Below are 24,119 nucleotides of genomic sequence, written 5' to 3'. Positions count from 1 at the left end.
CCCGGATCAGTACCAGGATCGTCACCAGGCTCAGTGCCGGGATCAGTACCAGGATCCGCACCCGGGTCTACTCCAGGATCCGTTCCCGGATCAGTACCAGGATCGTCACCAGGCTCAGTGCCGGGATCAGTACCAGGATCCGCACCCGGGTCTACTCCAGGATCCGTTCCCGGATCAGTACCAGGATCGTCACCAGGCTCAGTGCCGGGATCAGTACCAGGGTCCGTGCCCGGATCAGTACCAGGATCGTCACCAGGGTCGGTTCCCGGATCTACTCCAGGATCGGTACCCGGGTCAGTGCCGGGCTCCGCACCCGGGTCAGTACCGGGATCCGTACCCGGGTCAGTACCAGGATCCGTGCCGGGATCATCACCAGGCTCAGTGCCCGGATCGGTACCTGGATCAGTACCAGGGTCATCGCCGGGATCGGCACCAGGGTCAGTACCGGGATCGGTACCCGGGTCAGTGCCAGGGTCTACTCCAGGATCCGTTCCCGGATCAGTACCAGGATCCGCACCCGGGTCTACTCCAGGGTCCGTGCCGGGATCAGTCCCAGGATCGGTTCCCGGATCTACTCCAGGATCGGTACCCGGGTCAGTACCAGGCTCCGCACCCGGGTCAGTGCCGGGATCGTCACCAGGCTCAGTGCCCGGGTCGGTACCGGGATCAGTACCAGGATCCGCACCCGGATCTACTCCAGGATCGGTACCCGGGTCAGTACCAGGCTCAGTGCCTGGATCAGTCCCAGGGTCATCGCCGGGGTCGGCACCCGGGTCAGTACCGGGATCCGTCCCAGGGTCCGTACCCGGATCTACTCCAGGGTCAGTACCCGGGTCAGTGCCAGGCTCCGCACCCGGGTCAGTACCGGGATCCGTACCCGGGTCAGTACCAGGATCCGTGCCGGGATCATCACCAGGCTCCGTGCCCGGGTCTACTCCAGGGTCCGTACCAGGCTCAGTGCCCGGGTCGGTACCGGGATCCGTCCCAGGGTCCGTACCCGGATCTACTCCAGGGTCCGCACCCGGGTCAGTACCGGGATCCGTTCCTGGGTCGGTACCCGGCTCAGTGCCGGGGTCATCGTCCAGCGCATTCGGGCCAACTGTGGCATTCGCAAGGTCGATCGTGACCGCCGCGGCCGAGGGCAGCACCGTCAGACGCAGGGCGGTCTCCGAGAAGACGCCCTCGGAGGGGGTCTCCTGAACGTTGGCGTGCAGCGTGGCGGCCAGCGGCAGAACGTCGTTGAGCGCGGGAGTGAGCACGCTGTTGACGGGCGCAAGTACGGCTGCGGTTAGACCGGTGATCTCGGTCACGATCGCCTGCAGCGGCGAAGTGAGCGTACTCAACACGGATTGCAGTCCGCCCGGCAACTCGGCCGCCAGACCCAAAAGTTCAATGCCGGAGGTATCTCCCGCGAGCAGCGCTCCCACGGTAGTGTCAACGCTGAGCAGCTGAATTCTTGGCGTCACAAGAATCGGAGGAATGCTAACCCCACCGCTGACAGCAAGCGATTCGAGCGAGGAGATGGCACTGCTCGTCACGTCGGCAAGCAGCCCATTGATCAGCGCGAGCACGGCGGCCTCGATGTACTCAGGGGTGGCACCCGTCAGCACGTTCGTGTTCGGCTGGAGGTTGTTGAGATCGACGATCTGCTCCAGATCCACGATGATCGAGCCCGTATCGAGGTTGATCGTGACTCCGGGGTACTCAGGGTCTGTGAGCTCGCCGGCGACGAGACCCTTGGCCGCGTCGAAGACACCATCCACGTTCACCGTCAGGTCCGCTTCTACAACCCCGAGGTAATCGAGAAGTCCGAGCACATCACTGTTGAGCGTCGACTGCAGTCCGTTGACCAGGGTCTGCGCGCCGCCGAGTTCACTCTCGACAGCATCCGACAGGCCCGCGACAGTCTCGCTACCGATCACCAGCTGTGCACCGGCGATCTCATAATCGCCGACCGCCTCGCCGGGAGCTGCCTGCGAAGCCTGCGCGCTCACCGCGCCGACCGTGAGGTCGAGCGTGGCGATCTCGTCGACGAGATTCGCTGCGACTGTGCCGGCGAGCGATTCGACCGCGCTTCCGAGATTGACGTGCAGAGGCCCGGGAGCGACTCCGTCAATCGGCGTGACTCCGGTGCCGATTGCACCTGAATCACCGACAAGACCGGAAGCTCCGATGGACGAGCCGTCAGGAAGGGCGCTCGCATATTGGCCGACGACACCGGCCTCGGCAAAACTGAGCGGCAATTGCACGCCGCCGGGAATGGTGACGTTCACCGCCGAAAGCGCGGTCAGGTCGAGCGTGTTCGCGTCAGTATCGGCGGGATTGTCCGTCCCGTCGTTCGTCGCGGAAGCGCCCGCAATATTTGCGACAGCGTCTAAGTCAAGGATGTCGAGGATTGACCCGCCCAGGAACGTTCCAGTCGCATTCGACGTGTCGCCCGGCGCGGCGTATGCCGTTGGCGCGGCAATGCCTGCGAGCGATACGCCCACGGCTGCAGCCGTTCCGATCGCCAACGAGCGGACGACGCGTCTGCCGCGTCTCACCTTGCTCGTCACTTTCTTGGTTTCCAAAGGAGCTCCCCCAAGTCGTCTCAATTGGTACTTCTGTCTGTGTCCGTCGGGATCGGGATGACTCGACGTACGCGGTAGGTGTAGACACCCGATCTGAGGTTTTCAGCAAGCGTTCAGGCAGTCCACGAACATCCGTGGCATTACGAGAGCCTCTCCGTAGCGGACACCGCAACCCTCAGTACTCCGGAGACGCTCTCTCCTTCCCACTGATATGACATCCTCCGAATACTGAGAAGAAACAGATGCTCCACTGGATGCGAGAGTCGTGATTCGTAACGAAACGGCGACCCGTCCGAGAAAGAAAATGGAGGGCCTGTCTCCGCTCCCCTAGAGTGAGAGGTGGGGAATGATGCACAGCACTCGGAACACTTGATCCGGGCTGCTGAGGGGGGCTCATGAATAACGTTATAGACGCGAATATTGCGGACCTTCCGCAGGTCCTGCTGGATGGAATCGGGGATTCTCGCCCGGTGCTGCTGCTCGGCCCGAGCGGGAGCGGCAAGACGTTCGTACTCCGAGCTCTCGCGGCGTGTCTGGAAGAACGCGGCATTCCGCATCTCCGCATTGACGCGTCTTCATCCGAGTCGATTCGAGCTGTGGAATCGGCCCCTGATCGTGCGGTACTGCTGTTCGACGATTATGAACGGGCTCCGGAAGACGTTCTGCGAGCGATCGCAGCGCATCTCCGGTCAGGTGCAGCGGGCGTCGGCGCAGTGACCGAAGACCTGTTCGCCGCGGACTACGGCAGTCCCCTCGGCGGAATGTACGATCGCTTCCCCGCAATGGAAGAGACGCTGCGCGTGGCTCGGTTCGTGCGAATCCAACCCGCCGACGACGAACAGATCGCGCGCATCCTGCACTCGTCGACTTCAGAGCGGCTCGATGCAGTCACTGTGTCGACGATCCAGCACCTTGCGTGGGGGCGCCCCGGATGGGCTTTAGACATACTCCACCTCTACAGCAATGGATCTATCACGAGCACGCCTCTGCCGGGAATCCGGCGACCATACGCAGGCAACCTCCAGCTCTCCTCACTGCGCAACCCGGCTCGCGTCGCCGCTGCGGAGCTCTCAGCCGCCGACGTGGCTGCTGCCATCGCTCTCTCGGAGCTCGGCCCGCGCAGCAAGAACGGTGTGCTCGATATCGTCGGCTCTTCGAGCTACCGCCGTCTGCTCTCCTGCGGACTCCTGATCACCGCCCCCACCTCGACCGAGTCGTACGGGGTTCCCGAGCTCTACGCCGCGGCGATTCAAGGTTCGACAGATCCCGAGCTGGTGACGTCGGCGCGGCGTCGGGCCGCCACGCACCTGCTCGCCCAGGAGGTCTTCGGCATCCCGCTCGCTGACCGCGAAGCAATCTTCTGCTCCCGAGTGCTCACCCGCCACGGCGACGAGGAAGACGAGGTCGACACCGACCCGTCACTCGGTGAGCATCACGCTCGTTTCCAGAAGCGCTTTGTCTGCGATCTCATCTCATTCGGCGAGGGCGAGCGCGCCCGGGATTTACTCCTCCAGCTCGGGCGGCACGGGCCCGGTCTCAGCAATCTCGTTCGTACGCGCTTGACCGCTGTTCTCCACGACGCCCACACCGGGCTCCAGTCACTGATGGTGAGGAACCCGCCGCAGGGGAACTGCGATCTCCCCTCCACTGACCCCAGCACGAGGTTCGCCACACTCCTGCTGCAATCACGACTCGCGGCCCAGGCGGGCATTCTCATCGAGGATGACCCTGATACTTCTCCCGACGACGAGCAGTGGAACGACGCTCAACTCGTCGCCCGTCGTTGGAACGACGACAGGCCGTTGGGCTCCGACGCTCCCGCGCTCCTGCGCATCGCCCGCACCCATGTGTTCCCCGAAGTGGCAATGCTCGCGGAACAGCTGCTCTCCCTCGACGCAACCGTCCTCGGTCTCCGCTACCGCTCGTTCGTCGGCAGCCCGATTGACCAGCAAGTCTCGCGTCTCGCGATCGGCGCGTCTGATGCCCAGCGTGACGCACTCGAGTGTGTTGTCATGGCGCGGAGCATCATCCGCTTCTTCTCCTCAGACCACGGCGGCAACGAGACTCGCTCGATCAATCTCGTGGACTGCCTCCCCGGAGCCTCGCGACATCGGCTTTGGGCCACTCACCTCCACGCGGCACGTGTGGCGGTGCTCTGCGGCGACCTCGACCGCGCGCAGTTCGAGTGGGAGCAGTTCTCGAACCGGATACCCCGGTTCATCCCATGGCGCCTGCACTCACTCATCGCGCGGCTGAAGCAGATGGCCTCCGAGCAGAGCACTGCGCTGGAATCGCTGGGCGGCTACAGCAGTCACCTGCTCGCCTACTTCGCAGGCAGGCTCGATGAGGTGAACCCGGCGGTATTCGCCGATCCGGTCGCAGAGCTCGCACGTCTCGGGGCTCTGCCGCCCGGAGTCGATCCCTCAGAATTTGAGGGTCTTCCAGAACGGACGTCCATCCGCATGCATCTCGAGGCTCTGAAACAGCAGAATCCGCTCGCGCTCATGCGTGCCGCCGCTGCGCTCGAAGCCAGCGGATTCTGGGCACCCGCCGCCTACGCGATGCAGGAGGCCAGACGAATCTTCCTCCGCCGAAGGGCTTCGGGCAGCGTCACCGCGGCAGATGCTCGGATCGCCGCGCTTCAGGCTGAAACTGCAAGGCGAGTAGCCTGGTTCGATCCGGAGTCCCTGACGAGCACACCCAGGGAGCGGCTCACTCCTCGCGAGAACGAGACCGCTCAGCTCGCGGCAGAGGGGCTGAGCAATCGCGAGATCGCGGAACGCATGAACTGCAGCGTGCGGACGGTCGAGTCACATCTTTCGCAGGCACGAGCCAAGCTGGGGGTTACCAACCGCGAGGATCTCGGCGCACGCTTGCACAGACTCGCCGCCCGGACGTTCCCGCCGATCGACCAGTCGCCGCGATGCCCGGAGACGACGACCAACGATCGTTCGCCTGTGGCGCTCCCCGATCGAAGACGCTCCAGGCGCCCCTGACCGAGGCGAGGCGCTGCTTCGACGCCCGTTGCACTGCCGGGCCGTAGAGCGCGAAACACACAGATCAGACGCGCAAGTGTTCGTCCCAGAAACGTCGCAGCTGGGCGCTCTTTCGGTGCACGATGGTGTCCCAATCTTCGCCGCTCGTCGCACTATCGGCGAAATCCGACGGCACCTTGAATATCTGCAGCGGCACGCCGAATCTGCGGCACACACTCGCGTATGCGTAGCTCTCCATGTCGACGAGGGTTGCGCCGTCGGCCGCAATGCTGTGCCGCTGCGCATCGTTCTGCACGAAGGTGTCTCCGGTTGCGATTCGCGCACCGGGTGTTTCGGGCAGGATCAGCGTCTCGTCGAGCCGCAACTCGGGCGACGGCAGTGAGAGGTCGTGCTGCAGCGCTCCCGTGATCTGACATACCGTGTCGAGGGTCGGCGCGTCAGGTCCATCGACGACGAGCCCCGCGGTGCCGAGCACGATGACGCGGTCGTAGCGAGTATCGCTCTCGGCGGCAGACTGCGCCGGATCCGCCACTCCCCCGCTCTGGCTCGGCGCCTGCATCTGCCCCGACGGCTTTGCCGACGCGGACACACCGTCAGGTGCCGTGCTCGCTGTGCCGACCGCGGCGAGGTCGGGTGCCATCGCTGCGGCCCCTGCGACGTTCCGACCTGCGGCGAGCGCCTGCGCGAGTGCTGCCGCGGCGTTGACCTTGCCGACTCCCGTGACGAGGTGCGGCACATCTCCGAATGCATCGGCTTCATCACGGTGGGCGAATACCAGCAGAATTTCCATCTGGCCATTCTCTCAGGTCTGTGTCATACTGTGTTCTTCAGTGAGCGACGACCCATTGCTCGCGACCCATCCGGGATTCCGGCTCCGCGGTTCAATCCACACCGCCCAAGCCCTTGGCAGGATCCCCGTCGACATCGCAGCTGACGCATGGATGGGCACTTCCACTCGGCAGTGCCACCCGCGGTACCGTACACGACGGCAACCCGGTGAGCACAGCATCGGGTCACACTCCTGAACGCTCCGTCGAACCATTCCAGGCACTCGAGCACACTCAACGGCCTCGCACCGGAGCACACAGTGAATCACACCCGCGTACCCGTAGACGTCGTAAACGACGCGCAGGGGTACGCCTGATCCGCAGCGGCCTCCCGCGAGCGGATCGGCACCAACGCACCGGACCAGTGCATCGCCCTGAAAGACGCGCCACACCGCGCACACTCGCAGGGCTGGCACCGCGCTCCGCGAAAGGAAGACCATGATAAACGCCAACCGAATCCATACCCCCTACCACGACCTGAACGGCTCCACGCGGGGCAGCACGCCGACCGACGCTTCGGTCGGCGCATCGATCACCGCGCCGCGTGTACCCGCGTGGGTGCAGCACCGCGCGGTGTACCGCACCGGCGGTCGCACCGTGTACGTGGTCGAGACTGACCGCGTGCACGCGGCACGCCCCGACCTGGAGCATCTCGAACGCGCAGGCTGGGACGTGCACATCGATCGCGTCCCCGCTTCGACGCATGCCCGCATCACGCTCACGCAGCGCGAACTTGCGAAGGCGGCGTAGGGAACACTGCGAGGCGCGTCTCGTAATGTCATACGACATCACGAGACGCGCCTCTCACGTTACCATCAGGAGGGATCAGACCTGACCCGAGCAGAACTGATCACTCTCACACACTTTCGGTCAGTCCGACCCGCATCGATTCGACAGACCGAGCACCGCCCACCCCGAGGAGTCGTCCATGAGCGAAGTCGAACTGGCAGAAGTCGAGAGCTTCAGCCTCGACCACACCAAAGTGCAGGCCCCCTATGTGCGCCTCATCGGCATCGAGCACGGGCCGAAGGGTGACGCAATCTCGAACTACGACATTCGGCTCGTGCAGCCGAACGGCGGCGAGATTCCGACCGGAGGGCTCCACACGATCGAGCACACGATCGCGGCCCTGCTGCGCACCCGCCTCGACGGTCTGATCGATATCTCCCCCTTCGGGTGCCGCACTGGTTTCCACATGATCGTGTGGGGCGAGCCGCAGCCCGCAGAGGTTGCGGCCGCCATCAAGAGTTCGCTTGAAGACATCGCCTACCGGGTGACCTGGGACGACGTGCCCGGCACCGACGCGGTGAGTTGCGGCAATTACCGTGACCACAGCCTCTTCTCCGCACAGGAGTGGTGCCGCACCGTACTCGAGCGGGGCATCAGCATCGACGCGTTCGACCGCTCAGTGATCGCGTAGCGCCGAGACAGGCTCCGCACCGCCCGCTGGTCGCCGTGCCCTACCCGCCGTACCTGCCGTCGCCATGCCGGCAATGGGGCTCAATGTGTTCCTATTTCCGCGTTGAAGGACACATCGTGCCCCATTGCTCGCGCCGGCCGCCGCTCACACCCCCGCTGCGCCACGCACTCGGGCCGTCGCAGCGCGGGCACGCTCGCGAACCGCATCCGCGTCGAGCGTGAGATGTCGCCCGTCGGCGTACACCTGGCGCCCACCGATGAACACGTCGCGCACATCGCTGCCGCGGGCGGTAAAGGCGAGGTGCGAGACGAGCCCAGCGGTGCTCAGCGGCAGTGCAATGAACTGCGCCGCGCTCGTCCCCGAAACGTCAAGCGCCACAATGTCAGCCTGCTTCCCGACTTCGAGCGCTCCCGTCTCAGGAAACCCGATAGCCTCAGCGCCACGCGCGGTCGCGATGTCGAGTACGTCGGCGGCCCGCACCACAGCAGGATCCTCCCGCGAACCCCGGTGCAGAATCGTGGCCGTCTTGATCTCCTCGAACAGGTCGAGAGTGTTATTGCTCGCGACCCCGTCGGTGCCGAGCGTGAGGCGCACACCCGCAGCCAGCATCTCGGGCAGCGGGGCTATACCATTGCCGAGTTTCAAGTTCGACACGGGATTGTGGCTCGCAGATGCGCCTGTGCGGGCAAAGAGCTCGATCTCGCTTTCGGTGAGATGCACGCAGTGCGCGGCGAGGAGCGCGGTGTCGAACAGTCCGAGCGATGCCAGATGATCGGCCGGGGTCGCCCCATAGCGTTCGCCGATCTGAACGATCTCGGCCGGCGACTCTGACACGTGGGTGTGGATCGGGATCTGGAGCCGCAGAGACCGCGCAGCGATATCGCTGAGAAACTCGGGCGGGCAGGTGTACGGTGCGTGCGGACCGTACGCGATCCTGATCTGCGCATCGCCACGGAATCGCTCGGCGAGCTGCTCCGTCAAATCGGTCACCTCGGCCCCGGTCATGGGGCTTGCGCTCGGAAACCCGACGGCCTCAGGGGTGAACGACGCGGGCGCAGCGAGCACACGCATCCCCGCGTGCCGTACGCATTCCAGGAGCGCCTCATCCCAGAAGTACATGTCAGCAAACGCCGTCGTACCGGTCTCGATCATCTCGAGCATTGCGAGCTGCAGACCGGCCTCGATGTCGTCGCGGGTGAGGTGCTGCTCGATCGCCTGCACCGCCGCGAGCCACGGCATGAAGCCCTCATCGTCTGAGACGCCGCGCTGCAGAGTCATCGCGGAGTGCGTGTGCCCGTTCACCAACCCGGGGATCAGGAGGCGCTCGCCCAAGTCGCGCGGGCCCTCGGTCTCCGGTCGATGCGCGCCGACATACGTGATCACGCCATCCGCCCCGAATGCGACCTCGGCGTCAGCGATGGCACCCTGCGGGGTCAACGCGGCTCGTGCACGCAGGACGGTCTCAGCGGTCTCTGCGGTCTCGGTTCCAGCGGCTGCGCCCATGTCGGCAATGCTATCCGGCATGGTGTCATTCCCCGAGAGTCGAGCGTTCAGACGGTCGATCCTCACCCGCCCAGACGGCGTTGACGAGTGGAGTAGTCGCGCAACGCGCGCAGAAGATCGACCTCGCGCAGATCCGGGTAGAGCGCCTCCACGAAGTAGAACTCGGAATGCGCGGACTGCCAGATCATGAAGTCCGACAGCCGCTGCTCCCCCGACGTACGGATGACGAGGTCAGGATCGGCCTGCCCGCGCGTCCACAGATGCTCGCCGATGCTCTCCGGCGTCAGACGATCGGCGAGAGTGTCGATCGTCCCTCCACTCTCCCGGTGCTCCTCGATGACGCTGCGGACCGCAGCGGTAATCTCGCTACGTCCGCCATACCCGACCGCGAGATTGACATGCAGTCCCTCGTGATCTTCGGTAGTCCGCTCCGCCTCTTCGAGCGCGGCGATGAGCTCGGGTGCCAGACCCTCCGTCGCACCGACATGTTTGACACGCCACCGAGGGTTCTCGGCGATCACGCCGGCAACATCAGCGATGATGCCGAACAAATCCTCGAGCTCCAGTCGGTCACGCGCGTTCAGATTGTCAGCGGAGAGGAGGTAGAGAGTGACTACCGCCACCCCGGACTCCTCGCACCACCCCAAGAACTCAGGGATCTTGCGGGCACCGGCGCGGTGACCGAAGGCAGCACGCTCTTGCAGTCGCTGCTTCGCCCACCGGCGATTCCCGTCAACAATGACCGCGATATGGTGCGGCACTTCAGCACGGTCGATCTCGCGCCGAAGACGCCGCTGGTAGAGCCGGTACAGCAGTCCGGGTCGCGGCTTCGGTGGTACATCGGTCACGCTCAGAGTCTAGCGGCGGCTCCCGGCCGAGTACGGGCTCCGCTCAGCTTCGGAACCGGGTGCGAAGGGCCAACATGGCATGCATACTGGGTTGTCTGGCATAGACATTCCGGGTGCCACTCGGTGGGGGGCGTACACTCGCGGCATGGCAGACTCCCGTTCCGCAGCGAGCTCCGAGAGGCCGTCGCGAGATGGTTCTTTCCCGGAGCCAGACTCGCTCTCGATCCCTCTTCTCGCCGACGCACTCGACCACGCCACGCCTGCTGACTCGGCAGTACCGCGCCCGGACCCCGAAGAGGCGAGACCGCTGTGGCGCGGCTGGATTCACGCAGGAACCTTCCCGGTCGCCATCGCCGCCGGGATCGTACTCATCAGTCTCGCCGAGGGGGCCGTCGCGAAATGGGCCTCAGCGGTCTTCATGGCCTCGAGCATGCTGCTGTTCGGAGTATCGGCTCTCTACCACCGCTTCGACTGGCGGCCGAAGACGAGGCAAGTGTTCCGACGCCTCGACCATGCGAATATCTTCCTCCTCATCGCCGGCACCTACACGCCGATTGCGCTTCTCGCGTTACCACGCGAAAAGGGCCTGCTCCTGCTCGTGCTGGTGTGGGCCGGTGCGCTGCTCGGCATCGGGTTCAGGGTGTTCTGGATCGGCGCTCCGCGCTGGCTCTACGTTCCCCTGTACGTGCTCCTGGGCTGGGCAGCGGTCATGTACGTGGTCGATATCGCGAACGCGAACCTCGCCAGCATGGTGCTCGTGGTTGTCGGCGGACTGCTCTACACAGCAGGCTCGGTGGTCTACGGGATGAAGCGGCCCAACCCGGTGCCCGGTGTGTTCGGGTTCCACGAGATCTTCCACTCGTTGACGGTGCTGGCGTTCCTGTGCCACTGGACGGCCGCGCTACTCGTCGCGCTCGATCCCGTGGCGCTGCGCTGAACGAGTGCTCGGCCTCGCGCCACCGGCTCTGCTCTCCCCGCGGCTTCCATCCACGTCCGCCGTACCCTGCGGCCTTCCCTCCCCCGTCCCCTGTCCCCGTCCCCGTCCCTGTACCCGGCCGAGATAAGCCTCGTTGTTGCTTCGCGCGCCGGCAAGGAACCACAAGGCTCATCTCGACGGGCAACTCGAGGTCGGATCGGGGCGCCGTTCCTCGATTCGAGGCACCGCGCACGAGCACCGCGCACGAGCACGAGCACGAGGCACCGCGCACGCGCGCTGCTGAGTCCGGACTCGAGGTCCGGCTCCTTCACTCCAGACCGAAGCGGAGAATCGTCGAATGGATCCAACGCTCCATCAGCTCGTCTCCGTGGCCGGAAAGGTCGACGCCGAGTTGCCCGAAGACCTCAGCGCTCACCAGTCCGATCATCGAGCACCAGGCCTCGACCGCGGCGGCGGCGAGCGGCGGAGCGGCATCGATCCCGAACTCTTCCGAAGCTGCGACGAGTTCATCCTCGAGACCCTGCGTAAGGTCCCGCCGGCCGTGTTCAGAAGGGACTGACCCACTCGCGAGGATCTCCAGAAACAGGTGCATCACTCGGGTCCCGGGGCCCGTCGTACGCTCCGCGGGTGCCCGGTAACCGGGCACCGGAGACCCGTAGGCGAGTGCCCATCTCGACGGGCTCGCGATCGCCCACTGTCGCAGAGTACGGACCAAGTTCTCGAATCGAAGATGAGGAGCTGCCGTGGGTTCATCCTTCGCATGCACGGTGTCTGCCAGATCCGTGTAGGCATCGACGAGCAGCAACGTCAGCAGATCGTCACGGTCCGCAACATGACGATAGATCGCTGAAGAGGCGACCCCGAGCCCTCGCGCGATCTCCCTGACTGAGAGCGCCGCCGCACCGACAGCGGCGAGCTGTTCATTACCGAGGCGCAGGATGCCCGCACGCATCTCGGCGCGCGCTTCGGCATGTGTGCGACGGGGGCGATCCATGCATTCAGTCTGGCACCCGGCGCAGATTGTGGCAATTCAGAGATCACTGCTCTTGTTTTCTCGAATCATCGCCGGTAACGTTATCTCAACATTTAGAGATCACTGATCACAAAGTTGGGAATCCCATGCGTTACCTCATCACCGGAGCCGGGCAGATCGGCGCACAACTCGTGCAAGACCTTTCCGCTGCCGGGCACGAGCCGATCGTCTTGCGGCGCCGAGCGGCTCCAGTACCCGGTGCCGCCATGATCACGGGTGATGCCGGCGATCCGACAACCCTCCGAGAGGCCGCTGGAGGTGCCGCAGCGATCTTCCACTGCATCCACGCTCCGTACTCCGCGTCGGCGTGGCGCAGGGAGCTCCCCACCCGCGAACTCGCCGTTATGGACCTCGCAGCCGAACTGAACATCCCCGTCGTATTCCCGGAGTCGGTCTACGCGTTCGGCATCGGCGCCCGAGAACTCGATGAGAACTCGGATCCGGCTCCCGTCTCCCCACTCGGACACGTGCGTGCAGAACTGCTCGCCGCGCGCGCCGAGCACCCGGCCCGCACCGCATCGGTCATCGCCTCAGACCTGGTCGGCCCGACTGCGGACCCGAAGGCATCGGTCATCACTTCGACAATCATCACGCCGGCGTCACAGGGGCGGCAAGTCTGGGTGCTGGGAGATCCGGATGCCCCTCACGCGGTCACCTACATCCCGGATCTCACACAAGCCATGATCGCCGCAGTGTCCTGGGCTCGACGCGGTGGAATCACACTCAACGCCCCGACGAACGAGGCCACGTCGCAGCGGCACCTGGCGGAGGCCATCGCTTCCGACGCCGGGCACAGCAGACCGACTGTCCGCCGCATTCCGGCTGCCGCCTTCGCGCTGTGCACCCCGTTTTCTCCGACATCGCGCGAACTGTTCAGGCAACGCTACCTCTGGGAACAGCAGAGCGCTCTGCTGCCGGGCCGGCTCAGTACTGAGCTCGGTCTCCGCCCCAGCCCCTGGAGCGAACTGCTCGGCACGGTCGAGCGGCGCGGCTGATTCGCCTGTCAGCCCTCGGGGCTCGGACCACCAGGACCCGAGGCATCAGCATCCGAGGCATCAACATCCGAGGCGCCAGACTCCGAAGCATCGGAATCCGAAGCACTCGAGGCGCCAAGATCCCCGACCTCGACAGCAGCACCGTCCGCGAAGTAGCGGGCCTCACGCTTCAGAATCAGTCGCTTCACGCCCCACACGATGAGCAAGAAGACCGCGATCGCTCCGACGAACACGTAGCCGGCCCCGTGCAGCTGTCCGCTGAGTTCTCGGAAGCTGCCCGCCGCCAACCAGCCGACCGCGGTGTAGGCGACCGCCCAGATCACGCAGGCCGGTACGGTCCATGCGAGGAACCGTCGGTATCGCATTCCGCTCATTCCGACGGCGAAGGGCACGATCGAGTGGAGCACGGGCAGGAAGCGCGAGAAGAACACTGCTGGGCCGCCACGAGTACTGATGTAGTGGCGGGATCGCTCCCAGTTCTCCTCACCCACACGTCGGCCGACCCTCGACGCAATAATGCGCGGCCCGAAGAACCGCCCCAGGAGGAACCCGATGCTCTCCCCCGCCAGCGAGCCGGCGAGCACGGCGACCATCATCGCGAACCATTGGCGGGGATTTTCAATCGCGGTCGAGGCGACGAGCACGATCGAGTCGCCTGGCACGAGGAGCCCCACGAAGATGGAGGTCTCGAGCATGATCCCGATCCCGGCGAACAGGGTGCGCAGCACGGGATCGATGCTCTGCACGAGGCCGAGCAGCCATTCGACGAAGACGTCCATCCCGGCTACTCCGCCGCCAATACGTCGAGCACGGCGTCTCCGTAGCGCTCGAGCTTGACTTGACCGATGCCCGGGATAGCGGTGAGCGAGGCCCGTTGTGTGGGTTTTGCCGCGGCGAGCGCTGCGAGCGTCGCGTCGCTGAACACGACGTAGCCCGGCACGCCCTGATCTTTCGCTTCGGCGGTGCGCCACTGCCTGAGGCGCTCGAAGATCTCGGTCTGCGCTTCGGTGAGGTCAGCCGTCGCGGCCGCACGCTTCGGAGCCGACGATCGCGTGCCTGATGAGCGAGCGATCACCTCTTCCCGCATCATCACCCGCTCTTCGCCGCGCAGCACCGGTTTGGCGGCTTCCGCGGGCACGAGCACGCCCCATTCCCCCTGTGATTCGAGCAGACCCGTCGCCAGCAGGTGGCGCACGACTCCCCGCCACTGCGCGACGGAGAGATCGGCGCCAATGCTCCAGGTCGAGAGTTCGTCGAGGCGCATCTGGGAGACGCGCTCAGACATCACCCCGCGCAATACATCGATGTGCTGCCCTGCGGCGTAGGTGCGGCCCCGCTCCTTTTGGGTTCGGATCACGGTCGAGAGCAGCTTCTGCGCGGGCACGGTCGCGTCCCAGAGCTTCGGCGGATCGAGGCACACGTCGCAGTTGCCGCACGCTTCGGCCGCCTCCTGGCCGAAATATTCAATGAGGTATTTCCGTCGGCAGCTCGTGCTCTCGCACAGTTCCAGCATCTGGTGCAGGTGTCGCAGTTGGTTGCGTTGCGCGGCGGCGTCACCGTCGGAGTTCTCGATGAACTGGCGCTGCTGCACGACGTCTGACAGCCCATAGGCCATCCACGCTTCCGAGGGCAGTCCGTCTCGCCCCGCACGTCCGGTCTCTTGGTAGTACCCCTCGACCGACTTCGGGAGATCGATGTGGGCGACGAAGCGCACATCGGGCTTGTCAATGCCCATCCCGAACGCGATCGTCGCAACCACGACGACACCGTCCTCACGGAGAAAGCGGCTCTGCGCTTCGAGGCGCTGCTCGCCGGGAAGCCCCGCGTGGTAGGGCACCGCATCGATGCCGGCCTCGCGGAGCGCCTCAGCTGTCTGTTCAACGCGCTTGCGGCTGAGCGCGTACACGATCCCGGCTTCACCCGCATGCTCGCCTCGGATGAAGTCGATGAGCTGCTTGCGCACCTGCCCTTTGGGTGCGATGCGGTAGCGGATGTTCGGCCGGTCGAAACTCGATACGAAGTGCCGAGCGTTGCCGAGGTGCAACCGCTCCGTGATCTCACGGTGTGTTTCAGGGGTCGCCGTCGCGGTGAGCGCGATCCGCGGCACGCTCGGCCAGTGCTCGGCGAGCGCCCCGAGCCGCAGATAGTCGGGGCGGAAGTCGTGCCCCCACTGGGAGACGCAGTGGGCCTCGTCGATCGCGAAGAGCGAGATCGTGCCCTGTGAGAGCAGTTCGACCGTGCCGGGAGCGCTGAGACGCTCCGGTGCGAGGTAGAGCACGTCGAGTTCACCGGCGCGGAAGGCTGCTGCGGTCTCGGCACGCTCGTCCGCACCCATGGCCGAATTGAGCGCGCCCGCACGAACTCCGGCGAGGCGCAGGGCCGCAACCTGATCGTGCATGAGCGCTACGAGCGGCGACAGCACGACCCCGGTGCCTTCTCGCACGATCGCCGGAATCTGGTAGCAGAGCGACTTGCCGCCGCCCGTCGGCATGAGCACGACTGCGTCTCCTCCTGAGACGACGTGCTCGACGATCTCCCGCTGCGCATCGCGGAACGACTCGTAGCCGAAGACCTCGGAGAGGACCTGCTCGGGTGTCACTTCAGCGCTCTCATCTCTCAGGTCGGAGATTGGACGCGCTCAGCCGCGCGCCTCGTCGTCTCCGGCGCTGGTGTCTCCGGCACTTGCGTCGCCACCGTCGTCATCGGCCGAGCCGCGGTCACCGTCAACTGCTCCGCCGGCGCTGGTTCCGCGACCAGCAGTGCCACCGCCACTGTCCGACCCGTCACCGTCCCCCTCTAGCGCAGCGAGCTCCGCGGCGATCTCCTCACGAATCTGATGCCGGTAGGCGTTGCGGCGCAGCCGGCGCACCAAGCTGATGCCGAGAAAGATTACCGCTACCGCGACCGCGGCGGTCCAGATGAACCCCTGCACCCCCGGCGAGACGATCGTCGGGTCGAACTGCTCTTCGCTCTCAGCGAGAAATGCGACGAATCGGTGGGGTGCGAGCATCATGCGGTCTCCTCATCGTCGTGCTGGGCGTCAATGCCTTGGAACAGATCTGCCTCGAATTCGGTCGTCGCGACCCGTGAGGCGGCCAGTCGGTAGTCCTCGAACGGCCAGGCCTGGCGCTGCAGCTCGTTCGGCCAGAAGAAGAAGGGGCTATCGGGTGGCACCTGGCTGGCGTGCGCTCGCAACGCCTCATCGCGCCGCTCGAAGAAGCGGCCGACCTCGATACGGGCCGTGCTGTAGTTCGTGCGCGTCACCGCGCGCTCATTGAGGTAGGAGAACTGCTCGAGCAGTGGCGACTCCGGATCCTGATCGACCAACCATTGATACACGGTGCGCACGCGCTCGGGGTTGAAGATCTCTTCGTAGTAGAGCTTCGATATTGCCCAGGCCGGGCCCGCATCCGGGTACGCCTGCGCGTCGCCGGAGAGCTCCCAGGCGAGGCGTGAAATCTCGTGGCACCGAATGTGGTCGGGGTGCGGGTAGCCACCGTTCTCGTTGTAGGTGATCATGACGTGCGGTCGGAACTCACGCACAATGCGTACGAGCGCTTCAGCCGAGACTTCCGCCGGGATGTCTGCGAAAGATCCCCGGGGCACCGCTTCGCCCTCTCCCGGCAGCCCGGAGTCCTCGTAACCGAGCCAGCGGTGTTCGAAGCCGATGATGCCCTGGGCCCGTTGCATCTCGCCGCGGCGCAGCCCTGCCAGGTCTCGCGTACTCTTCGGATCGCGGGCGACGAGCTCATTCAGCACGTCTCCGCGCTCGCCGCCGGTGCAGCTGACAATGAGTACCTCCGCACCCCGGTCGAGGTAATAGGCGTACGTTGCTGCGCCCTTGCTCGACTCATCATCGGGATGCGCGTGCACCGCGATCAATCTGAGCGTCATTCGAGTCCTTTCACATATGCCGCGCGGGTCACCCCGATACGCTGGCACTCGAGCTTGTATTCTACTCAGCCGAACTTCGGAGGATTCCGTGCCGAGCCCCGCACCGACAGAGCCGCCGCTTACCGACGGTTCCGCCGACACCGAGCGTGCGGCGCTCGAAGAGCGTTACGGCACCTCCCGCAGGAGGGGCATCGACCGGCGCTTCGGGTGGATCACCGCGGGCGTTCTGGTCGTCGCGGGGCTTGCTTTCTTCTTCTTCGCCGGCTGGCAGCAGTCGAGCACCGTCGAGGTTCGTGACCTCGATTACTCCGTGGAGTCGGATTACGGCCTCACGGTCCGTTTCGAGGTCACCGCCGATCCGGAAGCCCGTGTGGCCTGCGCGGTCGAGGCGCTCAACACCTCCAAGGCGGTGGTCGGATGGAAGGTCGTGGAGATCCCCCGCAACGGCGAGCGCTCCCACACCGTCACCACCTCCCTCACCACGACAAATCGTGCCACGACCGGTCACGCGAAGACGTGCTGGCTCGCAGAGGAGTGAAGGCGACTGATATCCTCGCCGTGTTCGCATACGGAAATGAGGATCGACGATGGCTGAGCCCGCACAGACCTGGCTGACGCAGGAGGCATACGACCGACTCCAGGCCGAACTCGATCATCTGACGGGTTTTGGCCGCCGCGACATCGCGGCGCGTATCGAGGCCGCCCGCGAAGAGGGCGACCTCAAGGAGAACGGCGGCTACCACGCGGCTCGCGACGAGCAGGGCAAGATGGAAGCCCGCATCCGCGACATCGAGGCGCTGCTGAAGGAGGCCGTCGTCGGCGAGGCCCCGGAAAGCAAGGGCATCGTCGAGATCGGCACCGTCATCACCGCTGAGATCGTCGGAGACGAGGAGCGCTTCCTGCTCGGCAACCGGGAGCTCGCGGATGGATCAGATCTCGACGTGTACAGCGCCGAAAGCCCGCTGGGGGCTGCGATTCTCGGGCTGAAGGTCGGCGAGAGCACCACCTATGCCGCTCCCAACGGCAAGAAGATCGAGGTGAAGGTTCTCGGCGTCGACACGTACAGCGGCTGAGGCGTACTCGCCGATCCGCACGACGCGGTGATGGGCCCGGGCTCTGAGGAGTCCGGGCCCATCACATTCCGCCGCCAATGGGTTATTTGAGTCCGCGCTGCACGGCGAGCACCTCGGTGACCGTTCCCCCGTCGTGCAGACGAGGATCCGGTTCGTCGTCCGGCCCCGCTGCAGCTACGGCACGCGCCTTGGGCGACTTGCCCATGCGTATCTCGAGCCACTTCGCGATGCCCGACAGGATCAGACACATCACGATGTAGATGCCGCCGATGACGAAGGCCGACTGCAGGAGCGGCCGCCCGGCGTTGCTGCTCATGATCTTCGCGAGGGTGAGCAGCTCCGGATAGGTGATGATGAAGCCGAGTGCGGTGTCCTTCATCGTGACCACGAGCTGCGCGACGATGACTGGCAGCATCGAGCGGATCGCCTGCGGCAGCAGAATCAGCCGCATCACCCCGCTCTTACGCAATCCGATCGAGTAGCCGCCTTCTTTCTGCCCGCGTGGCAGCGATTCAATACCGGCTCGGAGCGTCTCGGCGAGCACCGATCCGTTGTACAGCACAAGCCCGATGACGACTGCCCAGTAGGGCTCCATCTTGATGCCCACGCTCGGCAGACCGTAGTAGAGCAGCATCATCATGACGAGCACTGGCACGGCTCGGAACGCCTCGGTCACGATCGTGACCGGCACCCGCACCCAGGCATGGTCGGAAAGCCGCCCGATCGCGAGCACGAACCCCACCACGAGGCTGAAGACGGCGGCAACTGCGAAGGCTGCGAGGGTCTTCCCCAGAGCTTCGAAGATCTTCTCCCAGACCGCGGTGTACGTGAAGATCGACCATTTCTCAGGTGAGAACTGTCCAGACACCGATAGACGGTAGACGAGGAAGCCGATCACACCGCCGACGAGGATCACCGTCAGCACCGCGAGGATGCGGTTGCGCAGGATTGCCCGAGGGCCAGGCACGTCGTAGAGTACAGAGGTCATCGCACGATCCTCCATTTCCTTTCGAGTCTGTTCTGCACCAGGCTCAGGATCAGCACGAGTACGACGAACACGACTGCGACCCAGAGAAGCACTTCCATCGGATTGCCCGGTCGATCGGGCGCATCGTTGATCGTGGCCCGCAACGCCGCGAGCTCGGCGACCGAGAAGCCGGCCGCGATCGTGGTGTTCTTCAGCAGTGCAATGAAGACGCTCATCATCGGTGGCACGACGGACCGGAAGGCCTGCGGCATCACCACCAGACTCATCGATTGCCCGAATGGGAGCCCGATCGCTCGAGCCGCCTCCGCCTGCCCAACCGGCACCGTGTTGATGCCGGCCCTCAGTACTTCGGCCACATAGGTCGCGGTGTAGACACCGATCGCCAGTACACCGAGTACGAGTGAATCAAGCTTCGGCAGACCCAACGCGGGATAACCGAGCACGAAGAAGAAGAAGACGAGCGTGAGCGGGGTGTTCCTGATCAGATTGACGTAGAGCGTACCGACGCCTCGGGCGATCGGTACGGGTGAGACACGCATCGCGCCGACGATGCTGCCGAGCACGAGCGCGATGACTCCTCCGCCGAAGAATACGATCAGGGTGTTCCTGATCGCCTGACCCCAGAGGTCGAGGTTTCCGAAGATGACGTCCATGCGTCTTCCTCTCTCCGCAGTGTCCAGGTGAGGGGAGGCGGCACCGCCTCCCCTCACCGACGGTTCTAGTAGGCGTCGACCTCGGGCTGCTCCACCGAGATGCCGGAGGAGCCGAGGTTCTGATCGAAGATGGCCTGCCAGACATCGCCGCCATCGGTGAAGAGGTCATCAATATGACCACGGAGCACGTCATCGCCCTTGCTCAGGCCGACGCCGTAGCGCTCCTCGGTGAACAGTCCGCCAGTGACCTTGAGCTCGTCAGGATACTGGGCCGCGTATCCGAGTAGGATCGCCTGGTCGGTCGTCACTGCGTCGACCTGCCCGTTGATGAGATCCTCGACGCAAGCCGAGTACAGGTCGTACTCCTGGGTCTTGATCTCAGGGAAGTTCGCCTTGATGTTCTGGATCGGAGTGGAGCCTGTCGCAGAGCAGACCGTCTTGCCGTTCAGCTCTTCGAGTTCCTCGACGTCGTCGTCATCGCTGCGGATGAGGAGGCCCTGACCCGTGACGAAGTACGGACCGGCGAAGTCGATATCTTCCTTGCGCTTGTCATTGATCGAATAGGTGCCGACGTAGTAGTCGATATCACCGTTCATGATGGCCTGCTCGCGGTTCGCAGAGGCGATCGCCTTGTACTCGATGTCTTCTTCGTCGTAGCCGAGCGAGGCTGCGATCCAGCGCGCGATATCGATGTCGAAGCCCGAACGCTCATCGGTGGTCAGATCGAGATACCCGAGACCAGGCTGATCTTCCTTGACGCCGATGATCACACCGTCGCGCTTCGTAATATCGTCAAACGTGGGGCTGCCGTCAAGAGTGACCCCCTCTGCCACCTCCCATGGCGTGCCGGAGCTCTCTCCCCCACCGTCCGTAGTCGAGTCGCCGCCGGGGCTGCCACTATTGCAGGCCGTCAGTGTGGCTGCCAGTGCCACGACTCCGAAGCCGGCGAGCAGTCGTCGAGTGTGCTTCATGATGTTCCCTTTCGTTTCTTCGGGGTGTGCCGCAGCCGGAGTTCCGACCAGACACGGCACTCAGTTGGTGATGAGCTTGGAGAGGAAGTCCTTGGCCCGGTCGCTCTTGGCGTTGGTGAAGAACTCCTCGGGAGTGGCTTCCTCGACGATGCGCCCATCGGCCATGAAGACCACGCGATCTGCGGCGCGCCGAGCGAAGCCCATCTCGTGGGTGACCACGATCATCGTCATGCCTTCTTTGGCAAGGCCGACCATCACGTCGAGCACCTCGTTGATCATCTCGGGGTCGAGCGCACTCGTCGGCTCGTCGAAGAGCATGACCTTCGGGTGCATCGCGAGTGACCGAGCGATGGCCACGCGCTGCTGCTGGCCACCTGAGAGCTGGGCCGGAAGCTTCGATGCCTGCTGGTCGACGCCGACGCGGGCGAGAAGCTCCATGGCCTCACGCTCCGCGGTCGCCTTGTCGATGCCGCGTACCTTGATCGGGCCGAGCGTCACATTCTCCAAGATCGTGAGATGCGCAAAGAGGTTGAAGGACTGGAACACCATGCCGACCTCCGCGCGCAGTTTCGCGAGAGCGCGACCCTCGGCAGGCAGCTCCTTGCCGTCGACGCGGATCGATCCACTGGTAATGGTTTCCAGACGATTGATCGATCGGCACAGCGTTGACTTTCCGGATCCCGACGGGCCGATGATCACAACGACTTCGCCGCGATCCACTCTGAGATCGATATCGGTCAGCGCTTGGAAATCGCCGTAGTGCTTCTGCACGTTCTCCACGACGACAAGCGATTCGCTCGTTCCCATCTTGTCTCCACCTCTGAATCGTGACCTGCGGCACGAAGGACGTTCCGCAGGAACCTTGCTTGTTCGAAGCGGTTCAGGGCGGAACTCCCGAAGAAGTGACTCGGGTGTTCGAAGCGTTCACCGTTGAACCGAACTGGCTCAACGGTAGGGATGAATGCGATCTTCACTCATCCCTCTTGAGGGCTTCTTGAGCGTTCTCTTGAGCGGATCTTGAGCTTCGCGAAGAACGTCACTCGGAACGGGCTAGTGGCGACTCTCGACGTAGAACTCGGCAGCCCCGGGATGCAATTCGACGGGCCCAGTAAAGATCGCCTGTCTGATGTCGAGGAACTCCGCCGCACGAACCTCTCGCGCAATCTGCGGGCGAGCAGCGAAAAGCACCTGCACCACCTTTCGGATGAGTTCGGGCGGCGCTTCCGATGATGCGACAAGGTAGTTCGGAACGGTCATCGTGGTCACCTGGTTCGGTGCCCCATAGGTTCCCGAAGGAAACTCACCTGATCGATAGACTCCGGCGTGGCCGGCGTTCACCCGATCCACAGTCTCCGGCTTGATGGGCAGGAGACGGAGCGGCATCTCTTCGGCCAGGCTCTCGATACTCGGGGTCGGAATGCCACCGACCCAGAAGAATGCGTCGATCTCACCGTCGCGCAATGCAGAGATCGACGCGTTCAATCCGAGCTGCGGATCATCCACGTCAGCGATATCGACCTGCGCCGCCGCAAGCACCCGGGTGGCGATGACCTGAACTCCTGAGTTCTCCGCACCGAGCGAGACGCGACTCCCGGCGAGCCCCGTGACATCTTGCACATCCGAATCTGCCGGCACGACCAGGTGCACGTACTCGTCGTACACTCGCGCGACAGCCGTCACCGGCAGGGGATCCTCGAATGCGCCCGATCCGGCGACAGCGTCCGCTGCGGTGTCGCCCTGTGCGAAGCCGACCAGCGCTGCTTCTTCGGCGACGAGCCTCAAGTTCTCGACTGATCCCTGCGTCTCAGCGACCATGACGTCGATTCCGACCTCTTCGTGCAGTGCCTCGGCCAATTGCTCGCCGTACGCGTAGTAGACCCCGGCGGTGCCCCCTCCTGCGATCGTGAAGAGCTGGTCAGGCACGGCCGGTGCCGAGCTGCATCCGATAAGAGCGGACGCAAGCAGAATGACGGCCGCACCGCGCGCTCCTCGCGCGGTGCGACGTGCCCTACCTGCGATTCGGGATCGCCGACGAGTCATTGCTCCTCCTCCGGCAGCATGAGTGTCACGCGCAATCCGCCGCCCGGCGGCGAATCGACGGTGAGACGGCCGTGCAGCGCCCCGAGCAAGTCGTTGGCGATCGCAAGACCGAGCCCCGAACCGGGGACGTTCTGATCTCTCGGGCTGCGCCAGAAGCGTTCGAGAACCCGCTCGAGCTCTTCGGGTTCGAGTCCCGGGCCACGATCCCGAACCGAGATGCGGAGCTGCCCGTCTGCCCGTCGAACAACCACATCTACTGTCGAGCCTCGCGGCGCGAACTTCAGGGCGTTGTCGACTACCGCATCGAAGGCACTCTCCACTGCGGTGCGGTCGGTCGTACTCACGAGCGAAGCGTCACCGCTGAGCGCCAGCTCGACACCACGATCGGCGGAGACTTCGCGCCACGCCCGCAGCCGCTCATCCACCAGCTCAACCAGGTCGACGGGTGCGAATGAGGAGTCTTTGCGCTGAGACCTCGCGATGCTCAGCAGCGTATCCAGGATCCGCGCCATGCGGCGCCCCTCCTCCCGGACCTCCTCTACCTCCGCCTCCCAGGACTCGTCGAGCCCGGTGGCGATGTATTCCACACGTAGCAGCAGCGCGCCCAGAGGGTTGCGCAGTTCATGCGACGCGTTCATCGCGAACTCCTGCTGCCTCGAGACCACGCGCTCGATCTCATCGGCCATGCTGTTGAAGATCCGGATCATGCGCTGCATTTCAGACGGACCGGTGTCATCAGCAATACGCGCATGCATCTCGCCCTGCTCGATCGCCGCCATCGCCTGATCGACGCGCAGCATCGGGCGCAGCACCCAGTTCGCGAGACGCGATGTCGCGAAGGCCAGCAATCCGATGAGCGCAACGGCCGACACCGCGAGCAAGGTCCACCGCACCGCGATCTCGGCTCGCGGTGCCTCGAGGCTCTCGGAGACCATGACGGCCCCGATCACTCGCCCACCGTCGAACACCGGGTCGACAAGCACCGAGTCACCCGACACCCAGGGCAGCAGCGCATGCTCCAGCTCCGCACGACGCCCCGACAGCGCCAGAGTGATCCGTGCCTCGACCGCTTCGCTCACGCCCGCACTCGGCAGCCCGCCAGAAGCCACGAGCACCCCATCGTGATCCACGACCGCGACCTGGGCCCCGTACAGCTCGCTGTACCGCTCCATCTCGTCCTTGACGAGAGCTGCGTTGCCAGTCTGCAGCGCCTGCCGCGATTCCGTGAGGAAGTACCCGAGGTCGTCAAGCTGCTGCCGTGAGAAGTCCTGCTGCAGGCCACGGGCCGAGCTCCAGGCATAGGCTCCGCCGAGCACCAGCAGGATCACGATCAGCGGACCGAGGAAGACCGCCATCAGGCGCGTGCGCATC

At 64.7% G+C, this 24,119-nt stretch carries 22 protein-coding genes; 7 read left to right on the top strand and 15 right to left on the bottom strand.

Annotated features, from left to right (window positions below; genetic code table 11):
* On the bottom strand, positions 1 to 2,570 hold a 2,570-nt coding region (locus tag ACUYV6_RS05910; RefSeq protein WP_449277730.1), incomplete at its 3' end, for a choice-of-anchor G family protein.
* A gap of 395 nt (positions 2,571 to 2,965) precedes the next feature.
* On the opposite strand from ACUYV6_RS05910, the gene ACUYV6_RS05905 reads away from it, so the two are divergent.
* Positions 2,966 to 5,566, top strand: a complete 2,601-nt coding sequence (locus tag ACUYV6_RS05905) for a LuxR C-terminal-related transcriptional regulator (protein ID WP_449277729.1) — start codon at positions 2,966 to 2,968, stop codon at positions 5,564 to 5,566.
* 64 nt (positions 5,567 to 5,630) lie between these two features.
* Here ACUYV6_RS05905 and ACUYV6_RS05900 read toward each other — a convergent pair whose 3' ends face one another.
* A complete protein-coding gene (locus ACUYV6_RS05900; RefSeq protein ID WP_449277728.1) occupies positions 5,631 to 6,356 on the bottom strand; it encodes a phosphorylase family protein in 726 nt (241 codons plus the stop codon).
* Between the two features lie 475 nt (positions 6,357 to 6,831).
* Here ACUYV6_RS05900 and ACUYV6_RS05895 point away from each other — a divergent pair, with 475 nt between their 5' ends.
* A complete protein-coding gene (locus ACUYV6_RS05895) occupies positions 6,832 to 7,143 on the top strand; it encodes a hypothetical protein (protein ID WP_449277727.1) in 312 nt (103 codons plus the stop codon).
* 178 nt (positions 7,144 to 7,321) lie between these two features.
* The gene (locus ACUYV6_RS05890; RefSeq protein ID WP_449277726.1) at positions 7,322 to 7,813 is read left to right on the top strand and encodes an S-ribosylhomocysteine lyase; all 492 of its coding nucleotides are present in this window, start codon (positions 7,322 to 7,324) and stop codon (positions 7,811 to 7,813) included.
* A 144-nt stretch (positions 7,814 to 7,957) separates the two neighbouring features.
* Here ACUYV6_RS05890 and ACUYV6_RS05885 read toward each other — a convergent pair whose 3' ends face one another.
* Together ACUYV6_RS05885 and ACUYV6_RS05880 are read right to left on the bottom strand one after the other, a co-directional pair.
* Entirely contained in the window at positions 7,958 to 9,337 is a 1,380-nt protein-coding gene (locus ACUYV6_RS05885) for an amidohydrolase (RefSeq protein WP_449277725.1), read from the bottom strand.
* Between the two features lie 41 nt (positions 9,338 to 9,378).
* Positions 9,379 to 10,164 carry an isoprenyl transferase gene (locus ACUYV6_RS05880; RefSeq protein ID WP_449277724.1) on the bottom strand — a complete coding sequence of 262 codons (786 nt, stop codon included), beginning with the start codon at positions 10,162 to 10,164 and terminating at the stop codon, positions 9,379 to 9,381.
* A 145-nt stretch (positions 10,165 to 10,309) separates the two neighbouring features.
* On the opposite strand from ACUYV6_RS05880, the gene trhA reads away from it, so the two are divergent.
* Positions 10,310 to 11,101: a PAQR family membrane homeostasis protein TrhA gene (gene trhA / locus ACUYV6_RS05875; RefSeq protein WP_449277723.1), complete on the top strand. Its 792-nt coding sequence runs from the start codon at positions 10,310 to 10,312 to the stop codon at positions 11,099 to 11,101.
* Positions 11,102 to 11,408: 307 nt separating this feature from the next.
* Here trhA and ACUYV6_RS05870 read toward each other — a convergent pair whose 3' ends face one another.
* Entirely contained in the window at positions 11,409 to 12,095 is a 687-nt protein-coding gene (locus ACUYV6_RS05870) for a TetR/AcrR family transcriptional regulator (RefSeq protein ID WP_449277722.1), read from the bottom strand.
* Between the two features lie 125 nt (positions 12,096 to 12,220).
* On the opposite strand from ACUYV6_RS05870, the gene ACUYV6_RS05865 reads away from it, so the two are divergent.
* Positions 12,221 to 13,129 (top strand): NAD-dependent epimerase/dehydratase family protein, encoded by a 909-nt coding sequence (locus ACUYV6_RS05865; RefSeq protein ID WP_449277721.1) that lies wholly within the window; start codon positions 12,221 to 12,223, stop codon positions 13,127 to 13,129.
* 8 nt (positions 13,130 to 13,137) lie between these two features.
* Here ACUYV6_RS05865 and ACUYV6_RS05860 read toward each other — a convergent pair whose 3' ends face one another.
* The 4 genes from ACUYV6_RS05860 to mca are packed head-to-tail and all read right to left on the bottom strand — an operon-like array spanning position 13,138 to position 17,023.
* Positions 13,138 to 13,908 carry a DedA family protein gene (locus tag ACUYV6_RS05860; protein ID WP_449277720.1) on the bottom strand — a complete coding sequence of 257 codons (771 nt, stop codon included), beginning with the start codon at positions 13,906 to 13,908 and terminating at the stop codon, positions 13,138 to 13,140.
* Between the two features lie 5 nt (positions 13,909 to 13,913).
* The gene (gene recQ, locus ACUYV6_RS05855) at positions 13,914 to 15,728 is read right to left on the bottom strand and encodes a DNA helicase RecQ (RefSeq protein WP_449277719.1); all 1,815 of its coding nucleotides are present in this window, start codon (positions 15,726 to 15,728) and stop codon (positions 13,914 to 13,916) included.
* A gap of 39 nt (positions 15,729 to 15,767) precedes the next feature.
* Positions 15,768 to 16,142: a hypothetical protein gene (locus ACUYV6_RS05850; protein ID WP_449277718.1), complete on the bottom strand. Its 375-nt coding sequence runs from the start codon at positions 16,140 to 16,142 to the stop codon at positions 15,768 to 15,770.
* Positions 16,139 to 17,023 carry a mycothiol conjugate amidase Mca gene (gene mca, locus ACUYV6_RS05845; RefSeq protein WP_449277717.1) on the bottom strand — a complete coding sequence of 295 codons (885 nt, stop codon included), beginning with the start codon at positions 17,021 to 17,023 and terminating at the stop codon, positions 16,139 to 16,141. Before mca ends, ACUYV6_RS05850 begins: the two co-directional genes overlap by 4 nt.
* 88 nt (positions 17,024 to 17,111) lie before the next feature.
* Between mca and ACUYV6_RS05840 the strand changes: the two genes are divergently transcribed.
* Both ACUYV6_RS05840 and greA read left to right on the top strand, forming a co-directional pair.
* Positions 17,112 to 17,561 (top strand): DUF4307 domain-containing protein, encoded by a 450-nt coding sequence (locus tag ACUYV6_RS05840; protein WP_449277716.1) that lies wholly within the window; start codon positions 17,112 to 17,114, stop codon positions 17,559 to 17,561.
* A 49-nt stretch (positions 17,562 to 17,610) separates the two neighbouring features.
* Complete coding sequence (greA, locus tag ACUYV6_RS05835) at positions 17,611 to 18,096, top strand: transcription elongation factor GreA (protein ID WP_449277715.1); 486 nt, start codon at positions 17,611 to 17,613, stop codon at positions 18,094 to 18,096.
* An 82-nt stretch (positions 18,097 to 18,178) separates the two neighbouring features.
* Here greA and ACUYV6_RS05830 read toward each other — a convergent pair whose 3' ends face one another.
* The 6 genes from ACUYV6_RS05830 to ACUYV6_RS05805 form a co-directional block, all read right to left on the bottom strand.
* A complete protein-coding gene (locus tag ACUYV6_RS05830; RefSeq protein WP_449277714.1) occupies positions 18,179 to 19,084 on the bottom strand; it encodes an amino acid ABC transporter permease in 906 nt (301 codons plus the stop codon).
* Positions 19,081 to 19,737, bottom strand: coding sequence for an amino acid ABC transporter permease (locus tag ACUYV6_RS05825; protein WP_449277713.1), 657 nt, complete (start codon positions 19,735 to 19,737; stop codon positions 19,081 to 19,083). The genes ACUYV6_RS05830 and ACUYV6_RS05825 overlap by 4 nt, the downstream gene beginning before the upstream one ends.
* Before the next feature lie 65 nt (positions 19,738 to 19,802).
* Entirely contained in the window at positions 19,803 to 20,708 is a 906-nt protein-coding gene (locus ACUYV6_RS05820; RefSeq protein WP_449277712.1) for a glutamate ABC transporter substrate-binding protein, read from the bottom strand.
* 60 nt (positions 20,709 to 20,768) lie between these two features.
* Positions 20,769 to 21,515: an amino acid ABC transporter ATP-binding protein gene (locus ACUYV6_RS05815; RefSeq protein WP_449277711.1), complete on the bottom strand. Its 747-nt coding sequence runs from the start codon at positions 21,513 to 21,515 to the stop codon at positions 20,769 to 20,771.
* Between the two features lie 243 nt (positions 21,516 to 21,758).
* A complete protein-coding gene (locus ACUYV6_RS05810; RefSeq protein ID WP_449277710.1) occupies positions 21,759 to 22,748 on the bottom strand; it encodes a TAXI family TRAP transporter solute-binding subunit in 990 nt (329 codons plus the stop codon).
* Positions 22,745 to 24,118 (bottom strand): ATP-binding protein, encoded by a 1,374-nt coding sequence (locus tag ACUYV6_RS05805; protein WP_449277709.1) that lies wholly within the window; start codon positions 24,116 to 24,118, stop codon positions 22,745 to 22,747. The genes ACUYV6_RS05810 and ACUYV6_RS05805 overlap by 4 nt, the downstream gene beginning before the upstream one ends.
* Between the last annotated feature and the right edge of the window lies 1 nt (position 24,119).

The organism is Leucobacter sp. GX24907 (assembly GCF_053567335.1).
This window is presented reverse-complemented; position numbering and strand designations above follow the sequence as displayed.